21 protein-coding genes are annotated in these 23,752 nt (G+C 50.9%); 8 read left to right on the top strand and 13 right to left on the bottom strand.

Annotation, left to right across the window (positions count from 1 at the left end; genetic code table 11):
- Positions 1–37 precede the first annotated feature (37 nt).
- Genes COW20_22140 through COW20_22130 form a run of 3 tightly spaced genes read right to left on the bottom strand, consistent with a single transcriptional unit; the run spans position 38 to position 3,691 of the window.
- Positions 38–550: a DUF1993 domain-containing protein gene (locus tag COW20_22140; protein PIW45058.1), complete on the bottom strand. Its 513-nt coding sequence runs from the start codon at positions 548–550 to the stop codon at positions 38–40.
- Between the two features lie 47 nt (positions 551–597).
- Positions 598–2,247 carry a hypothetical protein gene (locus tag COW20_22135; protein ID PIW45057.1) on the bottom strand — a complete coding sequence of 550 codons (1,650 nt, stop codon included), beginning with the start codon at positions 2,245–2,247 and terminating at the stop codon, positions 598–600.
- A 22-nt stretch (positions 2,248–2,269) separates the two neighbouring features.
- Positions 2,270–3,691 carry a hypothetical protein gene (locus COW20_22130; GenBank protein ID PIW45056.1) on the bottom strand — a complete coding sequence of 474 codons (1,422 nt, stop codon included), beginning with the start codon at positions 3,689–3,691 and terminating at the stop codon, positions 2,270–2,272.
- A gap of 222 nt (positions 3,692–3,913) precedes the next feature.
- On the opposite strand from COW20_22130, the gene COW20_22125 reads away from it, so the two are divergent.
- Positions 3,914–4,966 (top strand): hypothetical protein, encoded by a 1,053-nt coding sequence (locus tag COW20_22125; GenBank protein ID PIW45055.1) that lies wholly within the window; start codon positions 3,914–3,916, stop codon positions 4,964–4,966.
- A gap of 36 nt (positions 4,967–5,002) precedes the next feature.
- On the opposite strand, the gene prmC is transcribed toward COW20_22125, so the two are convergent.
- From prmC to COW20_22105, 4 genes are read right to left on the bottom strand one after another with little or no spacing between them, the layout of a single operon-like run.
- Positions 5,003–5,971 (bottom strand): peptide chain release factor N(5)-glutamine methyltransferase, encoded by a 969-nt coding sequence (prmC, locus tag COW20_22120; protein ID PIW45054.1) that lies wholly within the window; start codon positions 5,969–5,971, stop codon positions 5,003–5,005.
- A complete protein-coding gene (locus COW20_22115; GenBank protein ID PIW45053.1) occupies positions 5,877–7,025 on the bottom strand; it encodes a UDP-N-acetylglucosamine 2-epimerase (non-hydrolyzing) in 1,149 nt (382 codons plus the stop codon). Before COW20_22115 ends, prmC begins: the two co-directional genes overlap by 95 nt.
- Positions 7,022–7,207 carry a hypothetical protein gene (locus tag COW20_22110; protein ID PIW45052.1) on the bottom strand — a complete coding sequence of 62 codons (186 nt, stop codon included), beginning with the start codon at positions 7,205–7,207 and terminating at the stop codon, positions 7,022–7,024. The genes COW20_22115 and COW20_22110 overlap by 4 nt, the downstream gene beginning before the upstream one ends.
- Positions 7,208–7,231: 24 nt before the next feature.
- Complete coding sequence (locus tag COW20_22105) at positions 7,232–8,464, bottom strand: MFS transporter (protein PIW45051.1); 1,233 nt, start codon at positions 8,462–8,464, stop codon at positions 7,232–7,234.
- Positions 8,465–8,602: 138 nt separating this feature from the next.
- On the opposite strand from COW20_22105, the gene COW20_22100 reads away from it, so the two are divergent.
- From COW20_22100 to COW20_22075, 6 genes are all read left to right on the top strand, one after another.
- Positions 8,603–9,442 carry a purine-nucleoside phosphorylase gene (locus tag COW20_22100; GenBank protein ID PIW45050.1) on the top strand — a complete coding sequence of 280 codons (840 nt, stop codon included), beginning with the start codon at positions 8,603–8,605 and terminating at the stop codon, positions 9,440–9,442.
- A gap of 41 nt (positions 9,443–9,483) precedes the next feature.
- Positions 9,484–10,197 carry an NAD-dependent protein deacylase gene (locus COW20_22095; protein PIW45134.1) on the top strand — a complete coding sequence of 238 codons (714 nt, stop codon included), beginning with the start codon at positions 9,484–9,486 and terminating at the stop codon, positions 10,195–10,197.
- 4 nt (positions 10,198–10,201) lie between these two features.
- Entirely contained in the window at positions 10,202–10,738 is a 537-nt protein-coding gene (locus tag COW20_22090; protein PIW45049.1) for an inorganic pyrophosphatase, read from the top strand.
- Between the two features lie 91 nt (positions 10,739–10,829).
- Complete coding sequence (locus COW20_22085) at positions 10,830–12,269, top strand: TIGR00159 family protein (protein ID PIW45048.1); 1,440 nt, start codon at positions 10,830–10,832, stop codon at positions 12,267–12,269.
- Positions 12,266–13,249, top strand: coding sequence for a DNA polymerase III subunit delta (gene holA / locus COW20_22080; GenBank protein ID PIW45047.1), 984 nt, complete (start codon positions 12,266–12,268; stop codon positions 13,247–13,249). Before COW20_22085 ends, holA begins: the two co-directional genes overlap by 4 nt.
- 137 nt (positions 13,250–13,386) lie before the next feature.
- On the top strand, positions 13,387–14,082 hold the full coding sequence (locus tag COW20_22075; protein PIW45046.1) for a hypothetical protein: 696 nt from the start codon (positions 13,387–13,389) through the stop codon (positions 14,080–14,082).
- Between the two features lie 60 nt (positions 14,083–14,142).
- Here COW20_22075 and COW20_22070 read toward each other — a convergent pair whose 3' ends face one another.
- The gene (locus COW20_22070) at positions 14,143–15,132 is read right to left on the bottom strand and encodes a malate dehydrogenase (protein PIW45045.1); all 990 of its coding nucleotides are present in this window, start codon (positions 15,130–15,132) and stop codon (positions 14,143–14,145) included.
- Positions 15,133–15,354: 222 nt separating this feature from the next.
- Between COW20_22070 and COW20_22065 the strand changes: the two genes are divergently transcribed.
- Positions 15,355–15,771, top strand: coding sequence for a hypothetical protein (locus COW20_22065; protein ID PIW45044.1), 417 nt, complete (start codon positions 15,355–15,357; stop codon positions 15,769–15,771).
- Here the strand turns inward: COW20_22065 and COW20_22060 are convergent.
- From COW20_22060 to COW20_22040, 5 genes are all read right to left on the bottom strand, one after another.
- Entirely contained in the window at positions 15,758–16,096 is a 339-nt protein-coding gene (locus COW20_22060; GenBank protein PIW45043.1) for a hypothetical protein, read from the bottom strand. The two genes, COW20_22065 and COW20_22060, sit on opposite strands and share 14 nt — an antisense overlap.
- A 37-nt stretch (positions 16,097–16,133) precedes the next feature.
- Positions 16,134–16,439: a DUF4286 domain-containing protein gene (locus COW20_22055; GenBank protein PIW45042.1), complete on the bottom strand. Its 306-nt coding sequence runs from the start codon at positions 16,437–16,439 to the stop codon at positions 16,134–16,136.
- A 2-nt stretch (positions 16,440–16,441) separates the two neighbouring features.
- Positions 16,442–17,875, bottom strand: coding sequence for a voltage-gated chloride channel (locus tag COW20_22050; GenBank protein ID PIW45041.1), 1,434 nt, complete (start codon positions 17,873–17,875; stop codon positions 16,442–16,444).
- 120 nt (positions 17,876–17,995) lie between these two features.
- Positions 17,996–19,594, bottom strand: coding sequence for a sodium transporter (locus COW20_22045; GenBank protein ID PIW45040.1), 1,599 nt, complete (start codon positions 19,592–19,594; stop codon positions 17,996–17,998).
- Between the two features lies 1 nt (position 19,595).
- On the bottom strand, positions 19,596–23,750 hold the full coding sequence (locus COW20_22040; protein ID PIW45039.1) for a hypothetical protein: 4,155 nt from the start codon (positions 23,748–23,750) through the stop codon (positions 19,596–19,598).
- Positions 23,751–23,752 lie beyond the last annotated feature (2 nt).

The following is a 23,752-nucleotide window of genomic DNA, read 5'->3' as shown; positions in this document are numbered from 1 at the left end:
TATTATAGCGGATAGCCTCCGCTTGAACAAAAAGGCTTCAGGCCGGCAGTTCTTGAAAGGGCAGGCTGCCGATATAATCCTGCTTGCCGATGCAGACGCCATTGTGACGCAGGATGGCATAGCTGGTATTGAGGTGAAAATAAAAATTGGGCAGGGCAAATTCCTGGAGATAGGCTTGGCCTGTCAGAAATTTATCCGGAAAAAAGGGCAGGACGACCTGTTTCTCGGCTGAATCTTTGAAGTCAGTTTCGTCAAAACTGCGCAAATAGTCAACGGTGGCCTGAATTCGGCTTTTGAGTTCAGCAAGGTTGGTTTCGGTATCGGGGTGACTGGGGGCTTCACGGCCTGTTAGGCGTGAAGCTGCAAATTTTGCACTGTCACAGCTGGATTGAATCTGACGGATCAAGGGAAACTGATCGGGTGCCAGGCGGGCGGTGAGCAGGTTGGCAGGGTCAAATTTGCGTTCTTCTGCATAGGCTTCGAGTTTGTCTAACCAGGCAGAGAGGTTTAAGAGCATTTTGGCAAATATTTGCAGGGTTTCATAATACATCGGATCTATTCTCCTCAGAATCTTAAGTACGGATCAGGGGCTGTAAATTAACGCAAGTCGTCCATATACACAATAATAATTGTGGTATTGTCGTCGCCTCCCCGAATATTGGCCATATTCACCAATTGGTTGCACGAACGCCATTGGTCCTTGGCCTGGGTGACCACCTGATGAATTTCGGGATCTTTAACATGTTCGACCAAGCCGTCAGAGCAGAGCAAAAGACAATTGCCTGGTACAAAAGGTCGCTCATAGAGATCGACTTCTACGTTGGGATAGGCCCCCAATGAGCGGTAGATCAAATTGCGTTGGGGATGAATGGCAGCTTCTTCTTCTGTGATTTGGCCAATTTCCAGCAAACGTCCCACCAGCGAATGATCGCGGGTGACTTTTTCGATTTCCTGGCGGGCAATCAAATAGGCCCGACTATCCCCCACATGCCCGATATAGAGCATGCCCTGGTAGACCACTGCAGCGGTGACGGTCGTGCCCATGCCTTGGTATTGGGGGTTGCGTTTGGCGGCATCATAAATGCTGCGATTGGCTTTTTTGACAGCCTCTTCCAGAATTTCAGGAATATTGAGTTCCCGGTTGGGGTGATCTTTGAGCTGTTCAAAACGGCTGTTGATAACCTGTGAAACATCACGGGTGGCCAAGGCGCTTGCATATTCACCCGCCTGGGCGCCGCCCATGCCATCGGCTACGATAAAAATGCCATAGCTTTGCCGTTGGGTTTGGCTGACATAGTGCCAGTCCTGAACAAAATAGCTGTCTTCGTTGGCTTCTCTGACCATGCCCACATCGGTGATAAAACTGGCATAGAAGGGCGTATTGTGAAACAGGCTGAGAATGGCCCGTTTGACCTCATCAATATTCTGATAACGGTATTTGGGCTCGGTATCAATCATTTTCATGATAATACTGTTGATCTGGGGGTTGATATCCGGCACATAATAGGTGACCTCAGGGAAGATCACCAGCCCATCTTCATCACGGCGGTGGCGGAGCGGGCTGCAGCCCGTGACCAATTCATGCCAGATCACGCCCAGCGAATAGATATCCGCCCGTTCATCGATCATGCGTTTGCCCTGCTGTTCTAATTCAGGGGCTGAATAACCGGGGGTATTGCCCTGCAGTGGAAACATAATCGGCAATTGCAGGGCACGGCTGAAGCCGGTCAGGCGTACCCGTTGCAGGTCTTGTGTGACGACCACGCAGCGGGGGTTGAGATCGAGGTGGACAATTTTGCGGCGGTGTAATTGGCTGATCGATTGGCAGAGCTGAATCATCCAGTCGCAGGACTGATGAACGGTGACTTTTTCCTTGGTCAGGAAAAAGCCCAAATCCCGGCCTTCGAGTTGTTCGATGATCAGGTAATACCGTTGATTTTCTTCAAACATATCCACGGCTTTGACCACCGTGGGGTAGCTGATGGAACGCAAAATCGTAAATTCGTCATACCAGGGATTTTTAAGGGCTCCCTGTGAAATCAAACCGCTGCCGGCATGATTTTTTTCTTTGACAATTACGGTCAGATTGGTGACCTCATCGGTGGCCCGATAGAGACTGGCACCGCTTTTGACTTCCAAAAAGGCGTCAATACGGTAACGGTTACGTAAGCGGTAACCCGCTTCCAGAGAGGGCTCCGAGGGACTGGAGGCGGGGCGTTGAATTTCGGGTTTTTCTGGTACAGACACGCGCTGCGGTTCCCTTTCCGGTTCAGTTTTTAGCTAAAAGCATCACCAAGAGGATGACGATGATGCTGAGCAGAATAATATTCAGACGTAAAAGCCATTCAGATGAAAAAAGCTTGTGTGAAAAGCCCAACTTCATCAAGGCTGTGGAAATGCCCCGGGATTGAATCGGAACGGTTCCTGGAATCGTGGTCGGAGCGATATTGTTGCGACGACCACTGATTTTTTGCAAGGCCTCCATCATTTCACGTGCATTTTTAAAGCGGGCTTCAGGCTCCATGCTCAAACAACGTGCAACGAGCTTGTCGGTCTGCGGTGAAATTTTAGGATTTTCTTCCCGCAAAGCGGGGAAACTGAAGGGCGCTTCCCCCTGGGGATCACGTCCGGTCAGCAGATGGTGCAGGGTGGCTGCCAGGGCATAAATATCTGAGCGCGGCTCTACCTGACCCCGGTATTGTTCGGGCGGCGCATAGCCCTGGGTGCCAATCATGGTACCTTTTTTGGTGGGGTTGAAGTGGCGGGCAATGCCAAAATCCACGACATAAATCCTGCCTTTTTTATTCAAAATCAGATTGGCGGGTTTCATATCACGGTAAACAATCGGTGGGTCTTGTTCATGCATATAGGCCAGGATTTCACAGATTTGCACGGCCCAATCGAGTACGTCTTGTTCTTCAAAGGGAGCGTTGTCTTGAGAAATCAAGCGTTGTTCGAGATCGGAGCCATCAATATACTCCATGACCAGGTAGTGGCGGTTGCCTTCGGTAAAGCGGTCATAGACCTCAGGAATGCCCGGATGCTTTAAATTGGCAAGCATTTCGGCTTCACGGTCAAAATTGCTGGTGGCAATTCGGCGTTGTTCAGGGTCGGCAAAATGATCCAGCATTTCTTTGACCACAGCCACACGCCGTGAAAAGCGTAAATCATCGGCAAGATAAATGGCGCCCATGCCCCCTTGGCCAATCAGTTTGGTGATTTGGTAACGGCCTTGAAGAACGGCATTTTCAGGCAGCAGCGCAGGGCCTGCATCTTCATCATCTTCGGGCTTATAGGATTTTCGGGCCCGTACTGCTGATTGCGTGGCCTGAACACTTTGATTGGGGTGGGTATGTGAAACCAAGGGTGCACCACATTCATGGCAGTATTTATTGCCAATAATATTTTTTGAACCACAATAGCGGCAATAGACCTGTTTGTCCTTGCGGGGGCCAGGACGTTGTCCATTCCGTGGAGCTGGGGGCGGAGGCTCTGAGGGTTCGGGTTCTGCTGTGGCAGGTGAAAGTACGGGTGCTTCCTCTGCTTCCTCTCGCACCAGTTCCACAACGCGGACGGGCTCATGGATCAACGGCGCACCACATTCACTGCAGTATTTTTCGCCAATCATATTGGCAAAACCGCAGGTATGGCAGATCAACTCTCGTGCTTCTTTGCTGGATATTTCAATCATTCAGTTGCGCAACCACTCCGCAAAACGTCTCAAATGCGGAATCCATGTAGAGTATAGCACAGTTCAATCCGACCTTCAGGAAACTTCGGGGCCAAGCGCCATTCTCCTTGCAAAAAACTAAACTTTTACACGATCTTAAATAGAGCTTATCCTTTTGTTGGTCAGGTAGATCCTATTTTTTCACATAACTTATACTATTACCGTGTTGGAAGAGGTCTGTCCATGAAATTGAAAAGCCTGTCTCTGCTGTTGGCTCCCCTGCTCTTAACTGCCTGTGGCAGTACCATGAATACCGCGTATTCCCCTTATGGTGCTATGCCCTATGCTCAGACAGGTTATGCCCAAGCTTACGGACAGGCCGCCTATGGTCAGAACGCTTACGCTCAGAACAGCTACCAGCCTGGGATTGCGCCTTCTGTTTATGCCCAACCAGGAATGAGCGGTTATGCTGCCCCCACCCAGAGCCTGAATGGCTATGCCCAGCCCACACAACAGAACCTGAATGGCTATGCTGCCCCTGCCCAACAGACCAGCTATGCTTCCAATCCAAACCAAAATCTGAATACTGCACAGCCCACCCAGGCCAAGACGGCGACACGGGCAACGACCCCGACCAAAACCGCTGTAACCCAGGCACCCAAAAGCACAACACCCGCGAAAACCACAACGCCTGCGGTGAGTCAGGCCAGTCAATTTCTGAGCAAGGCCCGTCAGGCGATCGATGGTTTGCAGGGCATGTCAGCCACGATTTCAACCTTTGAAAAAGGCACGCTTCCGGGGCAGGCGAAAATTCAGTATTATTTCCGCAAGCCCGGCGAAGTCAAGATTGAAGTGCTGCAAAGTTCAGACTCCAGCCGCAAGGGGGTTAAACTGATGTATCAGAATGGCAATGATCAGGTACGGGTACGTGCCAGTGGTTTGCTCAGTCTGGTTCCCGTTACGCTCTCAATGGGCGATGCCAAAGTAAAATCGGGTCGTGGCTATTTGATTGGCCAGATTGATTTGACTTCTACCGTCACCCGTTTGACCCAGCCAGGAGCTGAAACCCGTGTTCTGGGCAAAATGACTCAGAATGGTGCTGAGGTGATTGTGCTTGAAATCATCACCCACAATCATTTTGATAACCGCATCAGCAAAGAGCATTTGGGGCTTGATTCCAAAACCTGGTTGCCCCGTGTCCATGAAATGTATGAGGGAACCCAATTGGTTTATTCTGCCAAACTTGAGCAATTGGACGTCAATCCCCGTTTCCCGGCCTCAGCTTTTACGCTCTAAACCGTTTTTCCACCGTTTTTCCACAGCCCCTGAACTTCAGGGGCTGTGATGTTTTGAGGGGGATTTTTGCGCGCACAGAAAACGCCAACAGCCTCTGAGATCCTTTTTTAAGGCAGCGTTTTGCCAGGTTGGGATTTGAAACAGAGCCAGGGTGGCCTGAGCCATGCCATGATCCAATTCCACGCAGAGCCAGGCTTCAGCTTTGAGCAGATGGGAGCCTTCGCTTGCCAGCAGGCGGTAGAAAAGGAGCGCGTCTTCACCAGGCGTTAAAGCCAGACGGGGTTCAAAGTCTTTGACCTCAGGGGCCAGTTCTTGCCAATCTTTGAGCGGGATATAGGGGGGGTTGGAAACCAAAAGATCGAGCTGAAGGGCCTGCTTGAAGAAAGGGGTCAGCCCATCGCCTTGCAGCCAGAGCACACGCTTTTCAAGTTGGTTGCGCTGGGCATTTTCTTGGGCCACGGCCAAAGCCCCTTCTGAAAGATCACTTGCCCAGATTTCGGCTGGCTGCCCCCGCTTTTGAAGGGTTTGCGCCAAGGCCAGGGCGATTGCGCCACTGCCGGTACCCATATCTGCAATTTGTACTGGGCCCTGGGTGGGCAAATAGGCCAAGGCCAGTTCCACCAATTCTTCGGTTTCGGGGCGGGGAATCAACACGTCGGGGCTGACTTTCAGGTTCAGATCCCAGAAGGGTTGATGGCCCAGAATATGTTGAAGGGGCTCCCGTTTTTGGCGGCGCTCCAGCATTTGCTTGAGTTGTTTTTCGCTTGCGGCTGACAGGGGCTGATCCGGGTTCAAGCGCATCTGTACGGCGCTGAGGCCTGTTTCAAGCAGCATCCAGCGGCTTTCGGCTTCGGCTTCGGCAGGTTCAATGCCTGCGTTGATCAGGGTTTGGATCAACCAGGTCTGGGCTTCAATGAGCAGCATCAAAGGCTTCGGGGCGTTCTCCCAACCCAAAATAGTGGCGCAGGGCCTGTACAATCCGCTCTGCGGCGCGCCCGTCGCCATAGGGATTGATCGCCCGGCTCATCTGGGCATAGGCTTCGCTGTCCTGAAGCAGATGCGTGGCTTCACGGATGATTTTTTCAGGATCGGTGCCCACCAGTTTGGCGGTTCCCATTTCCACCCCTTCGGGGCGTTCGGTGGTTTCACGCATGACCAGAACCGGTTTGCCCAATGAGGGCGCTTCTTCCTGAATTCCGCCAGAATCGGTGAGAACCAGGCTGCTGCGTCGGATCAAATCCATCAGTGGGATATAATCCACGGGTTCAATCAAGCGGATTTGGGGGTGCTCCCCCAGCATCGGAAAGACGGTTTCGCGTACCACGGGGTTGCGGTGTACAGGAAAGACCAAACGCAGATCGGGAAAGCTTTCACAGAGCGAAAGCAATGCTTTGCAAATCTGCTCCAGGGGGAGGCCCCAGTTTTCCCGGCGGTGGGCGGTGACCAGTACCAGACGTTGCCCTTGGCTGAGATCCAGTCCGATTTCGGCAGGGTAATTATAATCGGGGTGACGGGCATGCATGCGCAAAATGGCATCAATGACGGTATTGCCTGTACGATAAATCCATTCTGCAGGAATATTTTCGGCCAGCAGGGAAGCCTCTGATCGGGGAGTGGGGGCAAAATGCAGGCGGGTCAATTGTCCACAGAGACGGCGGTTGATTTCTTCTGGAAAGGGGTTAAACAGCTGGTCTGTGCGCAAACCGGCTTCGACATGCCCGACGGGAATCTGCTGATAGGCCGCCGCGAGGGCGGTGACCATGACCGTGGTGGTATCCCCCTGAACCAGCACCATATCGGGTTTGTGTTCCACCAGCACAGGGGAGATGGTCTGCATAATCCGAGCGGTGAGATCGGGCAGAGTTTGCCGATCCTGCATCAGGTCGAGGTCGATATCGGGTTGGATGCCAAAGGTTTGCATGAACATATCTGTCATTTCGCGGTGCTGGGCGGTGGTCAGTACCTGGCAGTTGAATTCACTGCGTTTGAGTTCTTCAATCACGGGGAACATTTTAATAATTTCGGGGCGGGTGCCAAATACCACGAGAATTTTTTTCATTTTTGCTTACCCTTGTATAGAACCTTGTATGCAACCCAGTCAAGGCTTGAGATTGCAGGCATTTTAGCATAGGTTTCAGCGTGCTTGGGAACTGCTTTTGTCTCGGCGAAAGAGGCTCTGTTGCGCTTGTGTCTTGTGAAGTCAGTGAGGGCTTTCGCTATCCCGCCTAAGCTTTGTTGCAAGTATCAAGAGCATCTTGCTTGGTTTCATTTTTTGAGCGGATTGCCTGAGCGCGTGATGCCTTCAGGCATATTTTTTCCATTCAGAACAAAATAGCCCCAAACGCCCAGACTGCCCAAGGCACTGACCTGAAAGGGCAAAGCCGGAAAGCCCCACTGCCAGAGCAGTCCCGCCAGAGTGCTGGCCAGCAGGGTGGCAAGGCTGGCCAGGCTGAGAAACAGCCCCAGGGCTGTGCCGGTTTCTTCCAGTGGAACCAATTGGGCAATCCAGGCCTTGGCAATGCTTTCCGAGCAGGCGGCATAAAGTGCGTAAAGTGCAAAGAGCCCCAGCAATTCAGGGCCCTTGAACCCCCAGCCGAAACCTGCGTAAACCCCTGCAAAAATCAGCAGGCCCGCTTGCAGAACCCGGCGCATACCCCAGCGGTCGGCCAAACTTCCGGCGGGCAGGGCTGCTGCCGCGTAGATCAGATTATAGGCAATATACAGCCCCAAAACACCGGTTTCGGAAAGGCCTTGCTCACGGGCCCGCAACAAGAGAAAAGCATCTGAAGAATTAAACAGGGCAAAAGCAAGCAGGCCGATCAGCAAACGCCGATAGGCTGGCGAGGCCGTTTTCCAATAGCCGAGATAGGCTAAAAAGCCGGTTGGCGTTGCCGTTTTTGCGGCGTTTTTGAGAGGGGGGTCGCGTAGCAGCAGGGTCAACCCTACGCCAGCCAAGGCAGGCAGAAAGGCCAGCAGGAAAAGCGGCTGGTAGTGCCCTGGCCATTGGCTGAGAAAGGCCAAGGCCATCAGGGGGCCGATTGCGGCTCCCAAGGTATCCATGCCCCGGTGCAGCCCAAAGACCCTTCCCTTGTTTTCGGCTGAGGATTCCGCTGAAAGCAGGGCATCACGGGCGCTGGTGCGTAGTCCTTTGCCCAGGCGATCGCTGAGGCGGGCCGTGAAAACCCACGGCAAAGCGCCAGACAGGGCCAGCATGGGTTTGGAGAGTGCACTGAGCAGATAGCCCCCCCGCACATAAGCGACGCGTTTGCCGCTGAGATCAGAACGTCTGCCAAAATAGCCCTTGCTCAAACCGGCCAGGGCTTCAGCCAGCCCCTCAAGCAGACCTATCCAAAAAACAGAAAACCCAATTGAGCGCAAGTAAAGGGGCATGACAGGGTAGAGCATTTCACTTGAAATATCGGTGAATAAACTGACCCAGGCCACCAGCCAGACGGTCGGTGAAAATCGTGAAGAGGATCTCTTCTCTTTGTTTTGCATGCTGCATGCTTTCTGAAGTGACGTGTTTTTAGAATACCCGATTCAGGGGAGCCTGTCTGTGCTTTGCGGGGGCCAGACTCACCAAACCTTCACAATCACGTTATAATGAGAAAACTGAAAAAACAATAATGGGATTTCATGACTATACAGCAATATCGCCTGGAAAATCTTTTTGAACCTGCTGAAGTAGCGCGCGACAGCCTCTTCAGCCAAACCTCCATTCGCCCGGAAGTCGCCATTGTTCTGGGTTCTGGCATCCAAATTTTTGATAACCTGGAAGACCAGGAAGTGGTGCCCTACGAAAAAATTCAGGGCTTTCCCAAAGCCTCTGTCAAAGGCCACAAGGGGGAAATTACCCTGGGCAAATTTGAAGGCAAATCCGTGGCAATTTTCCATGGCCGTCTGCATCGCTATGAGGGACACCCCTGGTCCAATGTCGTATTTCCAACCACTTTGATGCATGCCATGGGTATTAAAACCAAGATTTTAACCAATGCCGCCGGCGGCATTCACCGTTACTATACGCCTGGCGATCTTGTTTTGATCCGCGATCATATTTATTGGCAACCTGTCACCCAGGAAGAACGGGCTTATCTCAGTCTTCAAACGGGGGGCGGCCGTATGTATTATGGTTATAATCCTGAATTGCTTGAAAAAGCCCGCCAAGCGGCACACAGTGCAGATGTGGCTTTGCGTCAGGGTACCTATGTCTGTCTTTTGGGCCCCACCTATGAGACCCATGCCGAACTCAAACTCTTCAGCCGCATGGGTGGAGATATTGTGGGCATGTCTACGATTCCTGAAGCGATCTGGGCCCAGGCCTTGGGCATGGATGTAGTGTGTTTCTCCTGCGTGACCAATGTAACCTATGACCCTTCTGCCCTGGCCAATACCTCCCATGAAGAGGTTGTGCAGGTTGCTCAGCAAAGCTCAGCCCGTTTGGATCGGCTTTTGCAGGCCCTGCTGCGTAATTTGTGACCCGGATTCTGACCCTCGCTGATTCAGCGGGTTGGTCTGAGCTGGCCCAAAAGCTCCGTGGCGTTCGGTCTCTGTTGGTGATTACGGGAGCCGGTGTTTCTGCCGAAAGTGGCATTTCTACTTTTCGGGGAGCAGGCGGGTTTTGGGAAAAGTTTCGCGCCGAAGAACTGGCTTCGCCTGAAGGCTTTCGCCGCGACCCTGAATTGGTCTGGCGCTGGTACCATGAACGCCGCCAGGCGCTTTTGGAGAATCAGCCCAATCCAGGGCATTTTGCCCTGGCAGAGCTTGAGACTTTAATTCCTGATTTCACCCTGGTCACCCAAAACGTGGATGGCTACCACCGGCAGGCCGGCAGCCGCAATATCGTCGAAATTCATGGCAGTATTTGGGAATTGCGTTGTACCCGTGAAGGAAAAATCTGGGAAGATCATCTCCCTTTGCAAGTACTTCCAGTATACTGTTCCTGCGGTGCTTTGGCGCGTCCCAATGTTTTGTGGTTTGGAGAAGTGTATGATGGCGAGCGCATGCGCAAAGCCCAGGCAGCAGCTGCACGGGCGGAGCTGATTGTGGTGGCCGGTACATCGGGCATGGTCTGGATTGTTTCTGGACTTTTGCAGGTGCATCGGGGCGAAGTGATTGAAGTCAATCTCGAGCCTACAGATTTAACCACACAGGCCGATCTTCTGCTGCAAGGGCCTTCGGGCCAGGTTTTTCCGCGCTTGCTGGATCTCATGAATACGACAGAAGGTGAGTAATCAAATGACTCAGAATCATCCCTGGCATGCTATTTCCCCTGGCGAGGGCCTGCCTGAAACCGTCAATGCGATCATTGAAATTCCCAAGGGTTCAAAGGCCAAATACGAATTAGACAAAGAAACAGGTTTCCTGCGTTTGGATCGGGTGCTGTTTTCTGCTGTGCATTATCCCGCCAATTATGGATTTATTCCCCATACCTATTGCGATGACAAAGATCCCCTGGATATTCTTGTGCTCTGTTCGATTGAAATTCAACCGCTTTGTATCGTAGAAGCTACCGTGATTGGGGCCATGCAAATGCAGGACAACCAGGAACACGACGATAAAATTATCGCGGTGGCGACCCATGATATGTCAGTCAATCATATTCGCGATATTTCTGAGTTGGGGCCTCACACCACCGTTGAAATTCAACGCTTTTTTGAAGACTATAAAAAGCTCGAAAACAAGCAGGTGGTCATCGAAAAATGGGTGCACCGTGAAGAAGCACAACAAATTGTGCGCGATGCGGTCGCACTTTACGAGCAGGCTTTTGGTTAAGCGCTGCGCGTATCGATCACCGAAGTTCAAGGGCGCTTCAGTTTAGACTGAGAGAAGGCATGAATTCGTCTCCGGATTTGTTAATATTTGAATAAGACTAAGGTGCCCTTTTAGAGGGGCTGAAACCTTACTTGAGCGGGAAAGGAAAGCTTCAGTGGAATCCCTGCAGGGCCTCTGGGAACTGGCAACCCATTTTTTCACGTCATTGCGCTGGCAGGATGTGTTGGATGTGGCATTGGTCAGTTTTGTCTTTTACAGGCTTTTTTCCTTTGTCAAAGAGACCCGTGCTGCTCATCTGATCCGGGGTTTTCTGCTTTTGGTGATTATTTATTTTATTGCCAATACCTTTTTGGAATTGAGAATCCTGACCTCTGTTTTACAAAATGCCGCCACCCTGGTAATTGTTGCGATCCCTGTGGTCTTTCAACCCGAATTGAGGCGGGCTTTGTCGGAGTTGGGTCGCGGGCTTTCGCTTTTTCAAAGTGAACGTTTAAAGGGGCGCGAACTCTTTGGCGTGATCAATATTCTGATCAATACCGTGCAGGAAATGTCTGAAAGCCGGATTGGGGCCTTGATCGTGATTGAGCGTCAATTGGGTTTGAATGAATACTTTGAGTCGGGCTATCCGATTGATGGGGAAGTCTCCAAAGAGCTGCTTTTAACGATTTTTTATGAAGGCACGCCGATGCATGATGGGGCCGTGATCTTGCGGGGCAATCGCCTGATGGCGGCAGGGGTGGTTTTGCCTTTGATTGAAACGCTCAAATCACCGGCTGGTATTTATTGGGGCACGCGCCACCGGGCCGCTTTGGGGATTACCGACGTCTCAGATGCTGCTTGTATTGTGGTTTCAGAAGAAACGGGCAGTATTGCGCTGGTAGAACAGGGCAAAATTCACCGCAATCTGGGTGAAGAGACCTTGGAGCGCAAATTGCTTGAAATTTACCAGATGCAGGGAACCGAGCAAAAAGAGCGGGCTCCCGGCTTTTGGGGCTGGCTGCCTTTGCGTAAAACCCAAACCGAAAGCGATCTTCCCAATACACCTTCCGGCCCCTTGCAAGCTTCTCCTGCCAGCCCCTTTACGGGTCTTTTGCGGCGTTTCTCAGATAGCTTTCTGTTTAATCTGCGTTTTATCGCGATTCTGATTGCGATTATCTGGGGGCTTGCGATTGGCTTGGGTACAGAGTCCACAGCCCCTCCCCGTTTGGATCTCGAACAACATACCAAAGAAATTTTGGTTCCGATTGGCTTGTCTCAAAACAATGAAGAGGTTCAGGCTGAAATTCAACCGGCCCAGGCCACCGTGATTGTCAGTGGCAAGTCAGATGCCTTGAAAAATCTCGACTTATCTCAATTGCGTGTGTATGTAGAATTGAAAAACAATCAAAAGCCAGATCAGATTTTGCCTTTGGCGGTGTCCTTGCCCCCGGATATTCAGTTCAAAGATATTCGGCCGCGTACGGTCGATCTGCATTTGATCCGGCGCAAGCCGATCTCCAAACCTGGCCCCCATCCTTCACCGCCCCTATGAGCAGTGCGGGAATTTATCTTTTAACCGGTGAAGATCACTGGCAGCGCCAAAAATATTTTCAAGGACTCTTGGAACGTCATTTGGAGCCCGAATGGCGGGATTTGAATCTCGAACGTTTTAATGGAGATGATACAGAACCCTCTGTGCTGCTGGAAAGTTGGCTGACACCGCCCTTTTGGGGGGAATGTCGCATTTTGCTGATTGAATTTCAACGCTCTCCTGAAGCCCTCAATACGCTGATGGGGTTTCTGCTCGCTTATTTTGAATCTCATCAGCCTGAAACGCCAAATCTGATGGTCATCATGAGTGAAGGTCTTGATAAGCGCCGTAAAGAAGCCAAAAATCTTTTAAAACAAATTCAACATCTTGATTTTCCAGCGATCAAATCTTGGAATATAGAAAAAGAACTCTATCCCTGGATCGAAGAAGAATTACGCAAAGCTGGCAAGCGGATTACCCGGCCCGCTTTGCAGTATTTGGGCCAGGCCTTGGGGGTGGATAAATTTGCTCTGCACCAGACCCTTGATAAACTATTGACCTATCTTGGTGAAGAAACACTCTTGGAAGAAACCCAGGTCAGGGTTTTGGTGGCCCAAACAGAGGCAGATGTCTTCAGTCTGTTGGATATGCTGGCCCGTCGGCGTGAGGATTTGGCGCAGAATCATTTGCAGCACCAGCTTTTGCGTGAAAGCCCGGAGGCCTTGATGGCGTCTCTGGCTGCCAATCTGCGTTCGCTTTATCGGGCGCGGAGTTTGCAGGCTCAGAAATGGGGGCTTGAAGAGATTGCTAAGGAATTGGGGCAGCACAGTTTCAGGCTCAAGAAAAATTTGGAACTTTGGCAGGGCTATACCCTCTCTGAACTGGATTTGAAAGTGCGCCGCCTGCTGGAATTGCAAACCCGTATGCGTCAGGGCTTGCGTTTGGATCCTGCCTTGGCTTTGGAGATCTGGATCCATGAGTTTATTCAGGCGGTGGCCTGATCTGTGATCGATCCGTCTTAAATTCAGGGCGATCCCTCACAGCCTGAAACCTTTCCCCAATGCTATGCTGGATCCACAAGGCAGCTTAAAATGACAGGCTGCTGACAATATCTTCCAAATAGCAAGGTTTAGGGCTCATGCTTCGTCGCGTTCAACAACTTCTGCACACTGCATTTTTTCCTGGTTTGGCTGCTGATTCTGCGCTTGAGGCCGATCGTCCGCCTTTGCAATTGCCTGTTTCTCTGCGGACTGAGCCAGAGGTCTCTTTGCCGCCTTTGCCCAAACCGATGGCCCCTTTGCGGGAGGCCGATCTGTTTAAGCTGGCCCCCTTAAAGGTCTATCCTGTGGCTCCGCGTGCTGAGGTCAGGGTACGTTGCGAAGCGCCTTCTCTCTCGGATATTTGTGCCGAGCAATCCCCTACCCCTTTGCTGCGCACCTTGCACGAACAGGCGCGTTGGTTTTATGAAGAGCGTACTTTGACTTCTGAGCTTGTGACGGCAGGGATAGTCTGCAAACCCTTGCCTGCTTTACTGGATTACCAACGTATCCAGATCAGGGTTGAGACTGTTGATGCGCGGGAGGTCTCTCTGGATCTTGAGGTTTTGGAACAACCCGATGCCGTGATTCTGATCGGTGATGTACAACCCGGACATTTTTCAGGCAGTTTATTGCGCATTCCCACCTGCACCGAGGTTGAGGTCTGTTTTCGGATCTTTTTAAATACCAAATCTGCCTGTGCTCTGCGCTTGATTCCCTCTGGGAATGAAACCGGCCTGGAAGCCGTGAACAGTGAGGCCTGTTTCACACCTGAACTGCAAAGGATTGAAGTTTAGTCTCAGGCTTAAAAAAAAGCGGCAGAATGTTCTGCCGCTTTTGATCTGTTTGAAAGCTATTTAGCCGCCGAGTAATTCGCTGACAGCTTCTTGTTCTTCCAGTAATTCCTGTTGGGTGGCGCCAATTTTTTCGCGTGAGAAATCATTCAGTTCAATGCCCTGAACGATTTCCCAGTTGTGGCCATCGGTGCGGATTGGGAAACTGAACATCAAACCTTCGGGCACACCATAGCTGCCATCAGAGCTGACAGCCACAGAGAAAAATTCTCCAGCAGGGGTGGGTTTGATCAGGTTTTTAACGGTGTCGAGGGCCGCATTGGCTGCAGAAGCTGCAGAAGAGGCACCACGGGCTTTGATAATCGCGGCTCCCCGTTGTTGTACGGTGCTCAGGAATTCGCCTTTCAGCCATTCGTGGTCGCTGATGACTTCAGGTACGGGTTTTCCATTCACTGTGGCATCAAAGAAATTGGGGTATTGGGTGGCTGAGTGGTTGCCCCAGATCGCGACGTTTTTCACGGCGGTGCTGTGAACGCCTGCTTTTTCTGCAATTTGTGAATAGGCTCGGTTTTGATCGAGCATGGTCATGGCAAAGAAATTTTGGGCGGGTAAGCGTTTGCAGACGCTTTTGGCGATCAAGGCATTGGTATTGCAGGGGTTGCCTACCACCAGTACCTTGCAGTCTGGGCTGGCGACTTCGTCTAAGGCCAGGCCCTGTTTGGTAAAGATCCCGCCATTGATATTCAGCAGGTCTTTGCGTTCCATACCGGCTTTGCGGGGCACAGAACCCACCAGCAATGCCCAGTCAGCGTCTTTGAAGGCCACGCGCATATCATCGGTGCAGGTGATAGAGGCCAGGTTTGGGAAAGCGCAGTCATCCAGCTCCATTTTGACCCCTTCCAGGGCGGGCAGGGCTTGGGTCAGTTCGAGCAGTTGCAGATGCACATCGACTTCGTGACCAAAAACTTCACCAGAGGCTAAACGAAACAGAAGGGCGTAGCCAATCTGGCCTGCGGCACCAGTAATGGCTACTTTTACGGATTTGCGACTCATAAAAAAAGATCCTCGCTTGATAGTTGCTCTTTCTCTGAATGCTTTGGCTCGGCTGATTGTCGAGAGAGAAAGCCACCTCATTCTAGCATGCCCGTCTTCTCTCTATTGGATTGGCCAGAGATCTTCGTGCTGAAAAAGGGAAATCGGTTGAATACTGAAACTTGAGAACGAAAGCCTGCTTCTGCTAGAATAAGCCCACACCTACCTGAGAGGATGCTTCCCATGAAACAGGCCTTGCTTGCCACCCTATTGATTGTGTCGGGTTTGAATCTGAGCTTGGGCGCTTTTGCGCAGACCCGCGATATTCGTAATTTGCAGAACCGCCTGGACAAGGCATTGGATAAACCCCGTGAAAAAATCAAGGCCTTGGCAGAAGCCAAGATCTGTGGCGGGGATCGAAAACCTGTCTGTTATGCCGAAGAATTGGTGGTCAGCAAACCTTGGGTTTTGGTGCGCGTGACCCGACCTGAGGCGCAGGCCCTTTATTTTGTGCTGATGCATCAAAGCCAAGATGGCACCTGGCGCGTGGCTTCAACAGGGGATTACGAGAAACTCACTCCGCAGGCCCTGAATCAGGCCCATACGCATCTGTCTGTCAACCATGCCCGCAAAATGATTGAGGCGCTCAAGAGCCGCTAGAATTTTCAGCCAGGAGCTGGGCTTGAATCTGCTGGAGTAAAGGTGTTAAGTCCTCTACCCGGTGTTTGGCTGGGATCGAGAGATTGAAAATTCTTTTTTGCTGGCCCAGATAAATAAAGCTCAGTTCATGGTTTTCTTCTGGATTTTTGCTGAAGAAAATTTTGCACTTGACCCGATACCCCTCACGTGCAGCGACTTCGCGATCATAACCGAGAGGAACAGGGTCATTAAAAGGGGGAATAACCTTGGCTATCTGAAGTGAGCCGTCTTCGATCTGCCAGGTTTTCTCTTTGAGTTGGGCATCCAAGAGCACGATATTCGCCACAGGCTTACCTCTTTCAGATGGTTTGCTTCAGTATAGCTCAACAAATTTCCATAACGGAACGCACAGCAAAAACATCCTCGCCAAAGCGCTCAAGATGCTGGGCTTGTAATCTTGGCGCCTCATGCATGCGGTAATTGTTCAGTTTTTCAAGCGAATCGGTTGTATATAAAATATTATAGGTCACAAAACCAGCCTCAATCACAGGCTCTAATAATTTTTGCATTTGATGGTGTTTAAAATAACCGGTGGCGAGTACTTCAGGAATATGGATTTCTTTTTGCCATTGCAGCCATTCTGCGGCGAGGGTTTCTGGCAAAGAAACGGTTACACTGTAAAGAATCATGCTTATTTCCTTTCTGAAAAAGGGGGCTCCGCGTCAGAGGGGTGTAAGGGCATGGTTTGCGAAAACTGATGCCTGAAAAAGGCATGGCGGCTGTTATGCCCCAAGGTTTGAATCAACGCAGGAATTTTACCACTTTCAACATCCATGGCAATAGAGGATTCTGCCAGGGTTTTACCTTGGGTGGTGCGCAGATAGCTGCTTTTTTCGATCGCTAAAACCTGAGAAGGGTAAACACTGCGATAACCTGCAATGACAAAACTGGCAATACAGGCAGCTGCGGCATAGGGGCCAATGGCAGAACCAAAGAGTTCCATGGCCAGTACAGAGCAGGCCAAGGGGGTATTGGTGGCACCAGCCAGGACGGCCACCATGCCCACCGCCGAGAAGAAGGCCAAATGCTCAGGCGCGAACCACTGTGCGAAGGTATTCCCCAGCGAGGTTCCCAGAAAAAAGAGCGGGGTAATCACGCCGCCACTGCCGCCTGTGGCCAGGGTCAGAGAGGTCGCGATGGTTTTCCAGAAGACGGCATCCCAGGGCATGGGGCTGCCTTGCAGTGCATCCGCAATCGGTTTCATGCCCAAGCCCAGGTAAAGGGGTGAAATACTCCAGGCCAGAAGGGCCAGTATCCCCCCCCCAATCAGACCCTTGGCGGGTTTCCAGATTTTAAGCGAATGAAAGAGATGCTCAACTGTTTTGAGGGTTTCTATAAAGAACAAAGCCACCAACCCACAGAGCAAGCCAAACAGACAGGTTTGTAAAACGTGCCATTCATTCAGTTTGGGCAGGAGACCCGGATCAAAGTGCAGATAATGGTTTCCCCAGAGTTGTCCCAAATAAAAGGCAGTAATACTGGCCACAAAAGAAGGATAGAGAATTTCATAGACAATCCGGCCCAGGAAAAGCACTTCAATCGCAAACAGCGCACCTGCTACAGGGGTTCCAAAAACCGTTGCAAACCCCGCGCTGATCCCGCAAACCACTAAACGTTTGCGGTCGCGGGGGCTGATGCTGAAACTGAAAAGCTTGGCCAGAGCTGAGGCTAAACCTGCACCAATCTGTGCGCTGGGGCCTTCTTTGCCGATGGAACCGCCCACACCCAGGGTGACCAAGGTGGCCAAAAGTTTGACAGGAATGACCCGCAGACGAATATTTCCCTCATGCTTGTGAATCGCTTCAATGACTTTTTCGGTACCATGCCCTTCGGCATCGGGTGCGAGATAATAGACCAAAAGGCTGCTTACGAATAAGCCGATGGGAAGCAGCCAGAGTTGACCGTGGTTCATTCCTTCTGACCAGTGTAGCAGTTTGAGGAACCAGGATACACCCGTACCGATCACGCTGCCTGTGAGGGTGGCATAAAGGGTCCATTTGAAGAGATCCGAGATCAGCAGGGTTTCTTCTAAAAGTGTTTTACGAAACGGTCTGGGTTGAGACATGGCAACCTTGTGGCGGGTTGATGTGAGAGGTAACTGTTTCTATAGTAACAGGCTTCCGCTTGTTATAAGGAATTAATCATCACATTTCCAGCATACAGTGTGCTTTCTGTGGGCCTGCTCTTAGCCCTTAAAACCCATCAAAGGACTGAGTAGAAACCACATTGCCAAAACAATCAGAATTAAAAAGAGGGCGGCAGCGTTGGGGGCCTTTTTGTTTGTTTCTGTGGGGCCCTCTGTGGAGGCGAAAATTTGCAGTTGACTGGCTGTTGGTGGAAGGGTAAGCAGGCTGACCAGTGCCAGCACGCTGCCTGCGACCACAAAAAGCAGAATGGCAAAATGTAAAAAATTGATGCTGGCATACGCCCCTAAAAAGCTTTCTGGGCTTATTTTCTGAAGTTTGAGTAAAATTTCGGCCACAAAGCGCAGGCTGCCCAAAACAAAACCGGTTAAAAGTGCGGCAAAGGCGCCTTGGCCATTGGCACGTTTCCAGAGCAGTCCGGCCAGAAAAACTGCTGCGATCGGGGGGGAGATATAGGCCTGAACAGATTGAAGGTAGAGATAGAGTTGATTGCTCATCAGACCAATCAGTGGCAACCAGAGCAGGCCGACTCCGACCAGAACCAGGGTTGAGGCCTGACCTGCTCTTACCAGTTCTTTTTCGCTGGCCTGGGGGCGCCAATGGTGGTAAAAATCCATGACCACCAGGGTCGAGCTGCTGTTAAACACACTTGAGAGTGAGCTCATCAAAGCCGCCAACAGACCCGCCACGACCAGACCTTTGATGCCTGTCGGCAAGAGATTGTGAACGAGCGTGACGTAAATTTCATCGGGTTTGACCTGGGGGTAAAGCACATGCCCGGCCATACCTGGTAAAACCAGGATAAAAACAGGTAAAAGCTTGAGAAAACCTGCCGTAAGTGTCGCTTTTTGCGCTTCTGAAATATTTTTGGCCGCCAGGGTGCGTTGTACGATCATCTGATCGGTGCACCAATACCAAATTCCCAAAATAGGTGCCCCAAAAAGGATGCCGGTCCAGGGAAAGTCGGGGTGTGAAACCCCTTTCCAAAGATTAAAGAAACCCAGGGGCAATTTCTGAAACAGAACCGAAGGTCCGCCGACCTGGCTGATGGCCGCCACCGTTAAAAACAGCCCCCCGCCAATCAAAACAAAAGCCTGAAAAAAATCGGTATAGATCACCGCCCGAAGTCCGCCAAAAACCGTATAGGCACCCGTGGCTACGATTAAAACAATTGCTCCCAGCCAGATATCCCAGCCCAAAATGGTTTTAAGCACCAAAGCGCCTGCGTAAACGGCGACACTGACTTTGGTAAAGACATAGGCGATTAAAGAAATCGCAGAGAGATAGGTTCGGCACTGGCGATTGAAACGCAATTCCAAGAATTCAGGCATGGTAAACACGCCTGTGCGCAAATAAAAGGGCACAAAAAGCCAGCCCAGCAGAATCAGGATTAAGCAAGCCAACCATTCAAATTGGCCTACGGCCAGACCTCCCGCTGCACCACTGCCCGCCAAGCCAATAAAATGTTCGGCAGAAATATTGCTGGCAAAGAGGCTGGCGCCAATTGCCATCCAACCCACCCCACTCCCGCCGAGGAAATAGGATTTGCTATCCGTCAGGCTTTTGCGGCTTGAAAAATAGCCAATCGCAGCCACTCCTGCAAAATAGAGCACGATCACGATTAAATCAAGGGTTTGCATTTTATTTACCGGCTCCTGGAGCGGAAGCATCTTCAAAATGGATCGCTTCCACTTTGACCGATTCTATCTCCGCAATGGTGAATACGTCGGCTTCAAGTGTTTCAAGGCTGATTCCGGGGTTTAGAATAAAGGCCACGATCATAAATTTCCCAAATTTATCGGCCAGAATTTCTTCGGGGGTGGGAAAGGTTTTGATCACGGTGCCAGAGTTTTCAAGGGCCATCAGCACCAAGGAGGCGCGCACCGATTTCATCTGAACATTGTCGAGCATGGCGACATGCACTTCGACCCCTTTCATGCCGTCTTTCTCGGCCATGCGAATCAGGCGTTTTTCAATCGGATTGTAGTAGGTGCTGAGTTTTTCAACCAATTGCTTGCTGCCCATGCCCTGTACAGGTGGGAGAAACACATCGTTGCCCATGCGGAAATACCAGAGCGTTTCTCCTTTGGCATCGACTTCGATCACTTCACGGTTATTATTGAATATGATCAAGGTCGTGTTTTCTTCTGTGCGCTCACAGCGGGTGGGATTGAGGATTTTCTGCCGGCCACGTCCTTCATAGGACCAAACCAGTGAACCATTCATTTCCACTTCTACGACCCGGTTGTTGCGGGTATCTGCGATCAGGGTATTGCCATTGCTCAAACGGGTTGCGAATTCAGGCGCGAAAAGCTGCCCCGGACCCGTTCCCTTGATGCGACTGCCGTAAGACCAACGTAGATTGCCCTCCCGGTCGACCTGACGAATACTGTTGAGCATAGAATCGGCAAAGAGCACGTCTCCACTTTCAATTTCTTCAGCATATTGGGGAGAAGAGATATGGCTGGCTTTGCTGAATTCCCAGGTGATGCGATCACGGGCATCGAGTTCAATGATCCGTTTGTTTTTCTGATCGGCGATCAGTGTTTTGCCCATCGCCGTGCGGTTGGCGCTGCGGGGGCCAGAAAGTGGAGCGTCGGCGGGCCCTTTGAAGTCGGCGATCACTTCCTTATCGGCCTTGGAGATTTCCAGCACGCGGTTATTGCCCGTATCAGAGACCAGGAGTGTTCGCTTGGTTTCGGCAATATGAAAAGGGCGAGAGAGGGTTTGCCCCACCTCAAAGCCATAGTGCCATTTGACTTCGCCTTTGCGGTTAATTCGAATCAAGGCATTGTGGTGTTTATCAATACAGTAACGGCGGATATTGGGAAGTTCCAGATCAGGTTTCTGAAAAATCGCCGAAGGCTGGAAGGTTTCAAGATTGAGTTCCTGCATCGCTTTGGCCTGTTCGGCTTTGCGGTTGGCCAAGAGGCTGCGCAGGCGATCGGCAGCCATTGAACTCATTTTATCGGGATCTTCTTCTTCGCCGGGTTTTAAAGCACTGGAGAGCCGTGCTGAAATCAGTTTCTGCATGCGTTTGAAATTGATTTTTTGCGATAGGCGTACGGGTTTCATTTCACCGTGATCGATGACTTTGTAGATTCGCCGCTCATTGCCAAACTCATCAATGACCACCTCGCCTTCCTGTACCTGGGGTTGGAAAGCCAGATCATCCAGTTTGGAGTACCAAACCAGCTTGTTGTGATTGAGCATGACCTGAATCAGCTTGTCTTCGTCCATGATCAAAATGTCTTTATTGAGCAGGCGAATCATTTTAATCGGATGCACCACCCGGAATTCCTCGTCAATTTCGCGGGTAAAATAGGTCGATTCGCGTAGGATTTGGCCCTGGCTGTCGAGTTCAAGTAAACGGTAGTTGCCGGCATCGAGAATCAGGGTGTGGTCGTTGAGCAGGCGTTGAGCACAGGTCGGCGATTTGAGCCCCAGATTTTCGCCCCATTCCCGTTCAATCGTGCTGCCTTTGACTTCAATCACGCGGTGGTTGCCAGTATCTGCGATCAGGTAGGTATTGTCATGGGTATATTGAATATCGCTGGGCGTATCGAGATATTTTCCATGCTCCCCTTCTTCGCCTTGAACGCCGAATTCCCAATGAATTTCGTGGTTCTTATCGGTTTCAAAAACCCGGTGATTGCCCTGGTCTACGATCAGGTAGCGTAAGGAATGGTCATCTTCAAAACGATAGGTAATGCGAACTGGCTCATTCAGACGATGCCGGGCAGAGGCATGGGCATCAAAGGTCCAGAAAATTTTGCCCCGGCTGCCGATCTCCATGATTTTATGCCCGTCTTTATCCACCAGCAGCAGGTTATTGTTGGGCAGCATCAGACAGTCTACGGGGTAATCACAGGAGAGTTGATCGGGGTCGAGGTTCCAGCTTACAAATTTAAACGGATTCAGTTGTAGAATTCGCAAACCCAGAGGGTCTGGAACCAGGATCTGACCGCGGGCCAAATTGGCAGTGGCCTCGGCAGAGGCGGTTCTGCGTTTAAAAGAGCGTTCAGCATTGTCAATTTCAAAGCCACAGGCTTCGCAATCCCAGCTGCCCAAGAGGGGTTGACGGCAATTGGGGCAATGGGTGGGAACGGTGCGCACACCCGCTTCTTTGATCGATGCTTTCAGGTCCAGCATCATCACGATTGCTTCGCGCAGAATAATTGTGCGCAAGGACTTGCCTTCGAACAGATCGGCGACCTGTACAATCACAGAATCAAAGTTTTCCAGTTCTTGCCGTACTTTTTCAGCTTCTTCGCGCAGGCGGGACATGACATCGGGGTAGTCGCTGATTTCTTCGTCAACCTGTTTTTGAAAAGTTTGCACCATAATATCGATGATTTCATCGAGGGCTTCTCGAGGCAGATCAATTTTAGGGGCTTTGTTGGGGGTCAGATTGAGTTCATCTTTGTTCTGCTGATCTTTGCGCAGGACGGCGATATCAATAATATGCTGTTCTATTTCTAAAAATTCAGGTTCGTCTGTTTTTTCTTCAGGTGTTTCTTCGGGGGCTGTTTCCTGAACTTCTTCTTTGTCGGCTGCTTCAGGTTCTTCAGCAGACTCTTTGCCACGTGAACTGCCTGTATTTTCTTCTTCGGGTTCAAGACCTTCCAATTCTCTGAGTTCCCGTTTGAGTTCCCAAAGCGCGCGCGGTTCAATTAAACGGGCATCGACCAGCATGTCCTCCAGACGGCGGGCATGTTCCAAAAATGGGTTTTTATGCGCAAAGGCGATTTGACTGGGTTTGCCCTCTTCTTTGATTGAATAGCGTCTGACTGTTTTTACGCCGTCGGTTTCCAGCACGCTGATAATCGGTGTGAAGGGGGTGGGGTCATTCAAATAGCTCATGACCAGCAATTGTTTTAAATCTGGGGAGAGGGCCATCAGATCGGCGGGGTCACTGCTATTGGCTTTAAACAGATCCCCTTTTAACTTCACGGTTTTTTCCTGGGAAAAACTGTGGGTATTTAAATAGACGAGATTTTGATTGGGTTTTAGGGTGAGCAGGTAAAGGTGCTGACTGTCGGGGGTCAGTAAAATATTGCCCAGAACCCCTAAACCGACCCGTTGTCTTTCGATGCTCATCGTCTCCTGGTTAAGGATATAGAGGTTAGAGGTTTGATTGTCGGTAATAAAAATTCGTTTGTGTGCGGTATCCTGGGCAAGATTGAGGCTCAGGTTGCTGCCCGGCTCGCGGATCGAAAAGGGGCCTTTTTCGCTGAAGTCGGTTGTGGAAATAATCCGCAAGGTGCCAGCACCCCGATCCGTGATACAGAGTTGTGAATGATCGCGGGAAAGAAAGAGGTCATAGGGCGCGGTTGTGGGTTTTCCTTTGTAAAGCCCATTAAAGTAAGCATGGTCACTCAGCCCCAGAAACTCGGTATCCAGACGGCCATTATTATAGAGATAGCTTCCTTCAGGAAAAGTAATCAGACCGTAGATATTGAGCGGGCCCCTTTCCTGGCGTGTGGTCAGGGTGCCATCTGTTTTGTCGGCGAGCAGGGGGGAACTGCCCCAGGTTTCCCAGTTATCTGGATCATAGGCTTCGGCCTTTGCGTTGAGAACCAGTGATTTTTTCAGCTCTCCAGAAATGGTGTCCCGAATTTCGAGGGAATGTTTATCGAGATTGATCAGAAAAGAAAAACCAGGCAAGGTTTTTTGGACGGTTTGAAAACGTTCTTTTTGCTCATTGACCAGATTTTCAAGGGCTGAGGCTTCTACCAGGCCACGCTCAATTAAGGCCTGTTTGAGAATGCGCTCATCTATATCTCCGCGTGCCATAT

The organism is bacterium (Candidatus Blackallbacteria) CG13_big_fil_rev_8_21_14_2_50_49_14, from assembly GCA_002783405.1.
Taxonomy (GTDB): Bacteria; Cyanobacteriota; Sericytochromatia; order UBA7694; family UBA7694.
The sequence above is the reverse complement of the archived record's forward strand: the minus strand, read 5'-3'. Positions and strand labels throughout refer to the sequence as shown.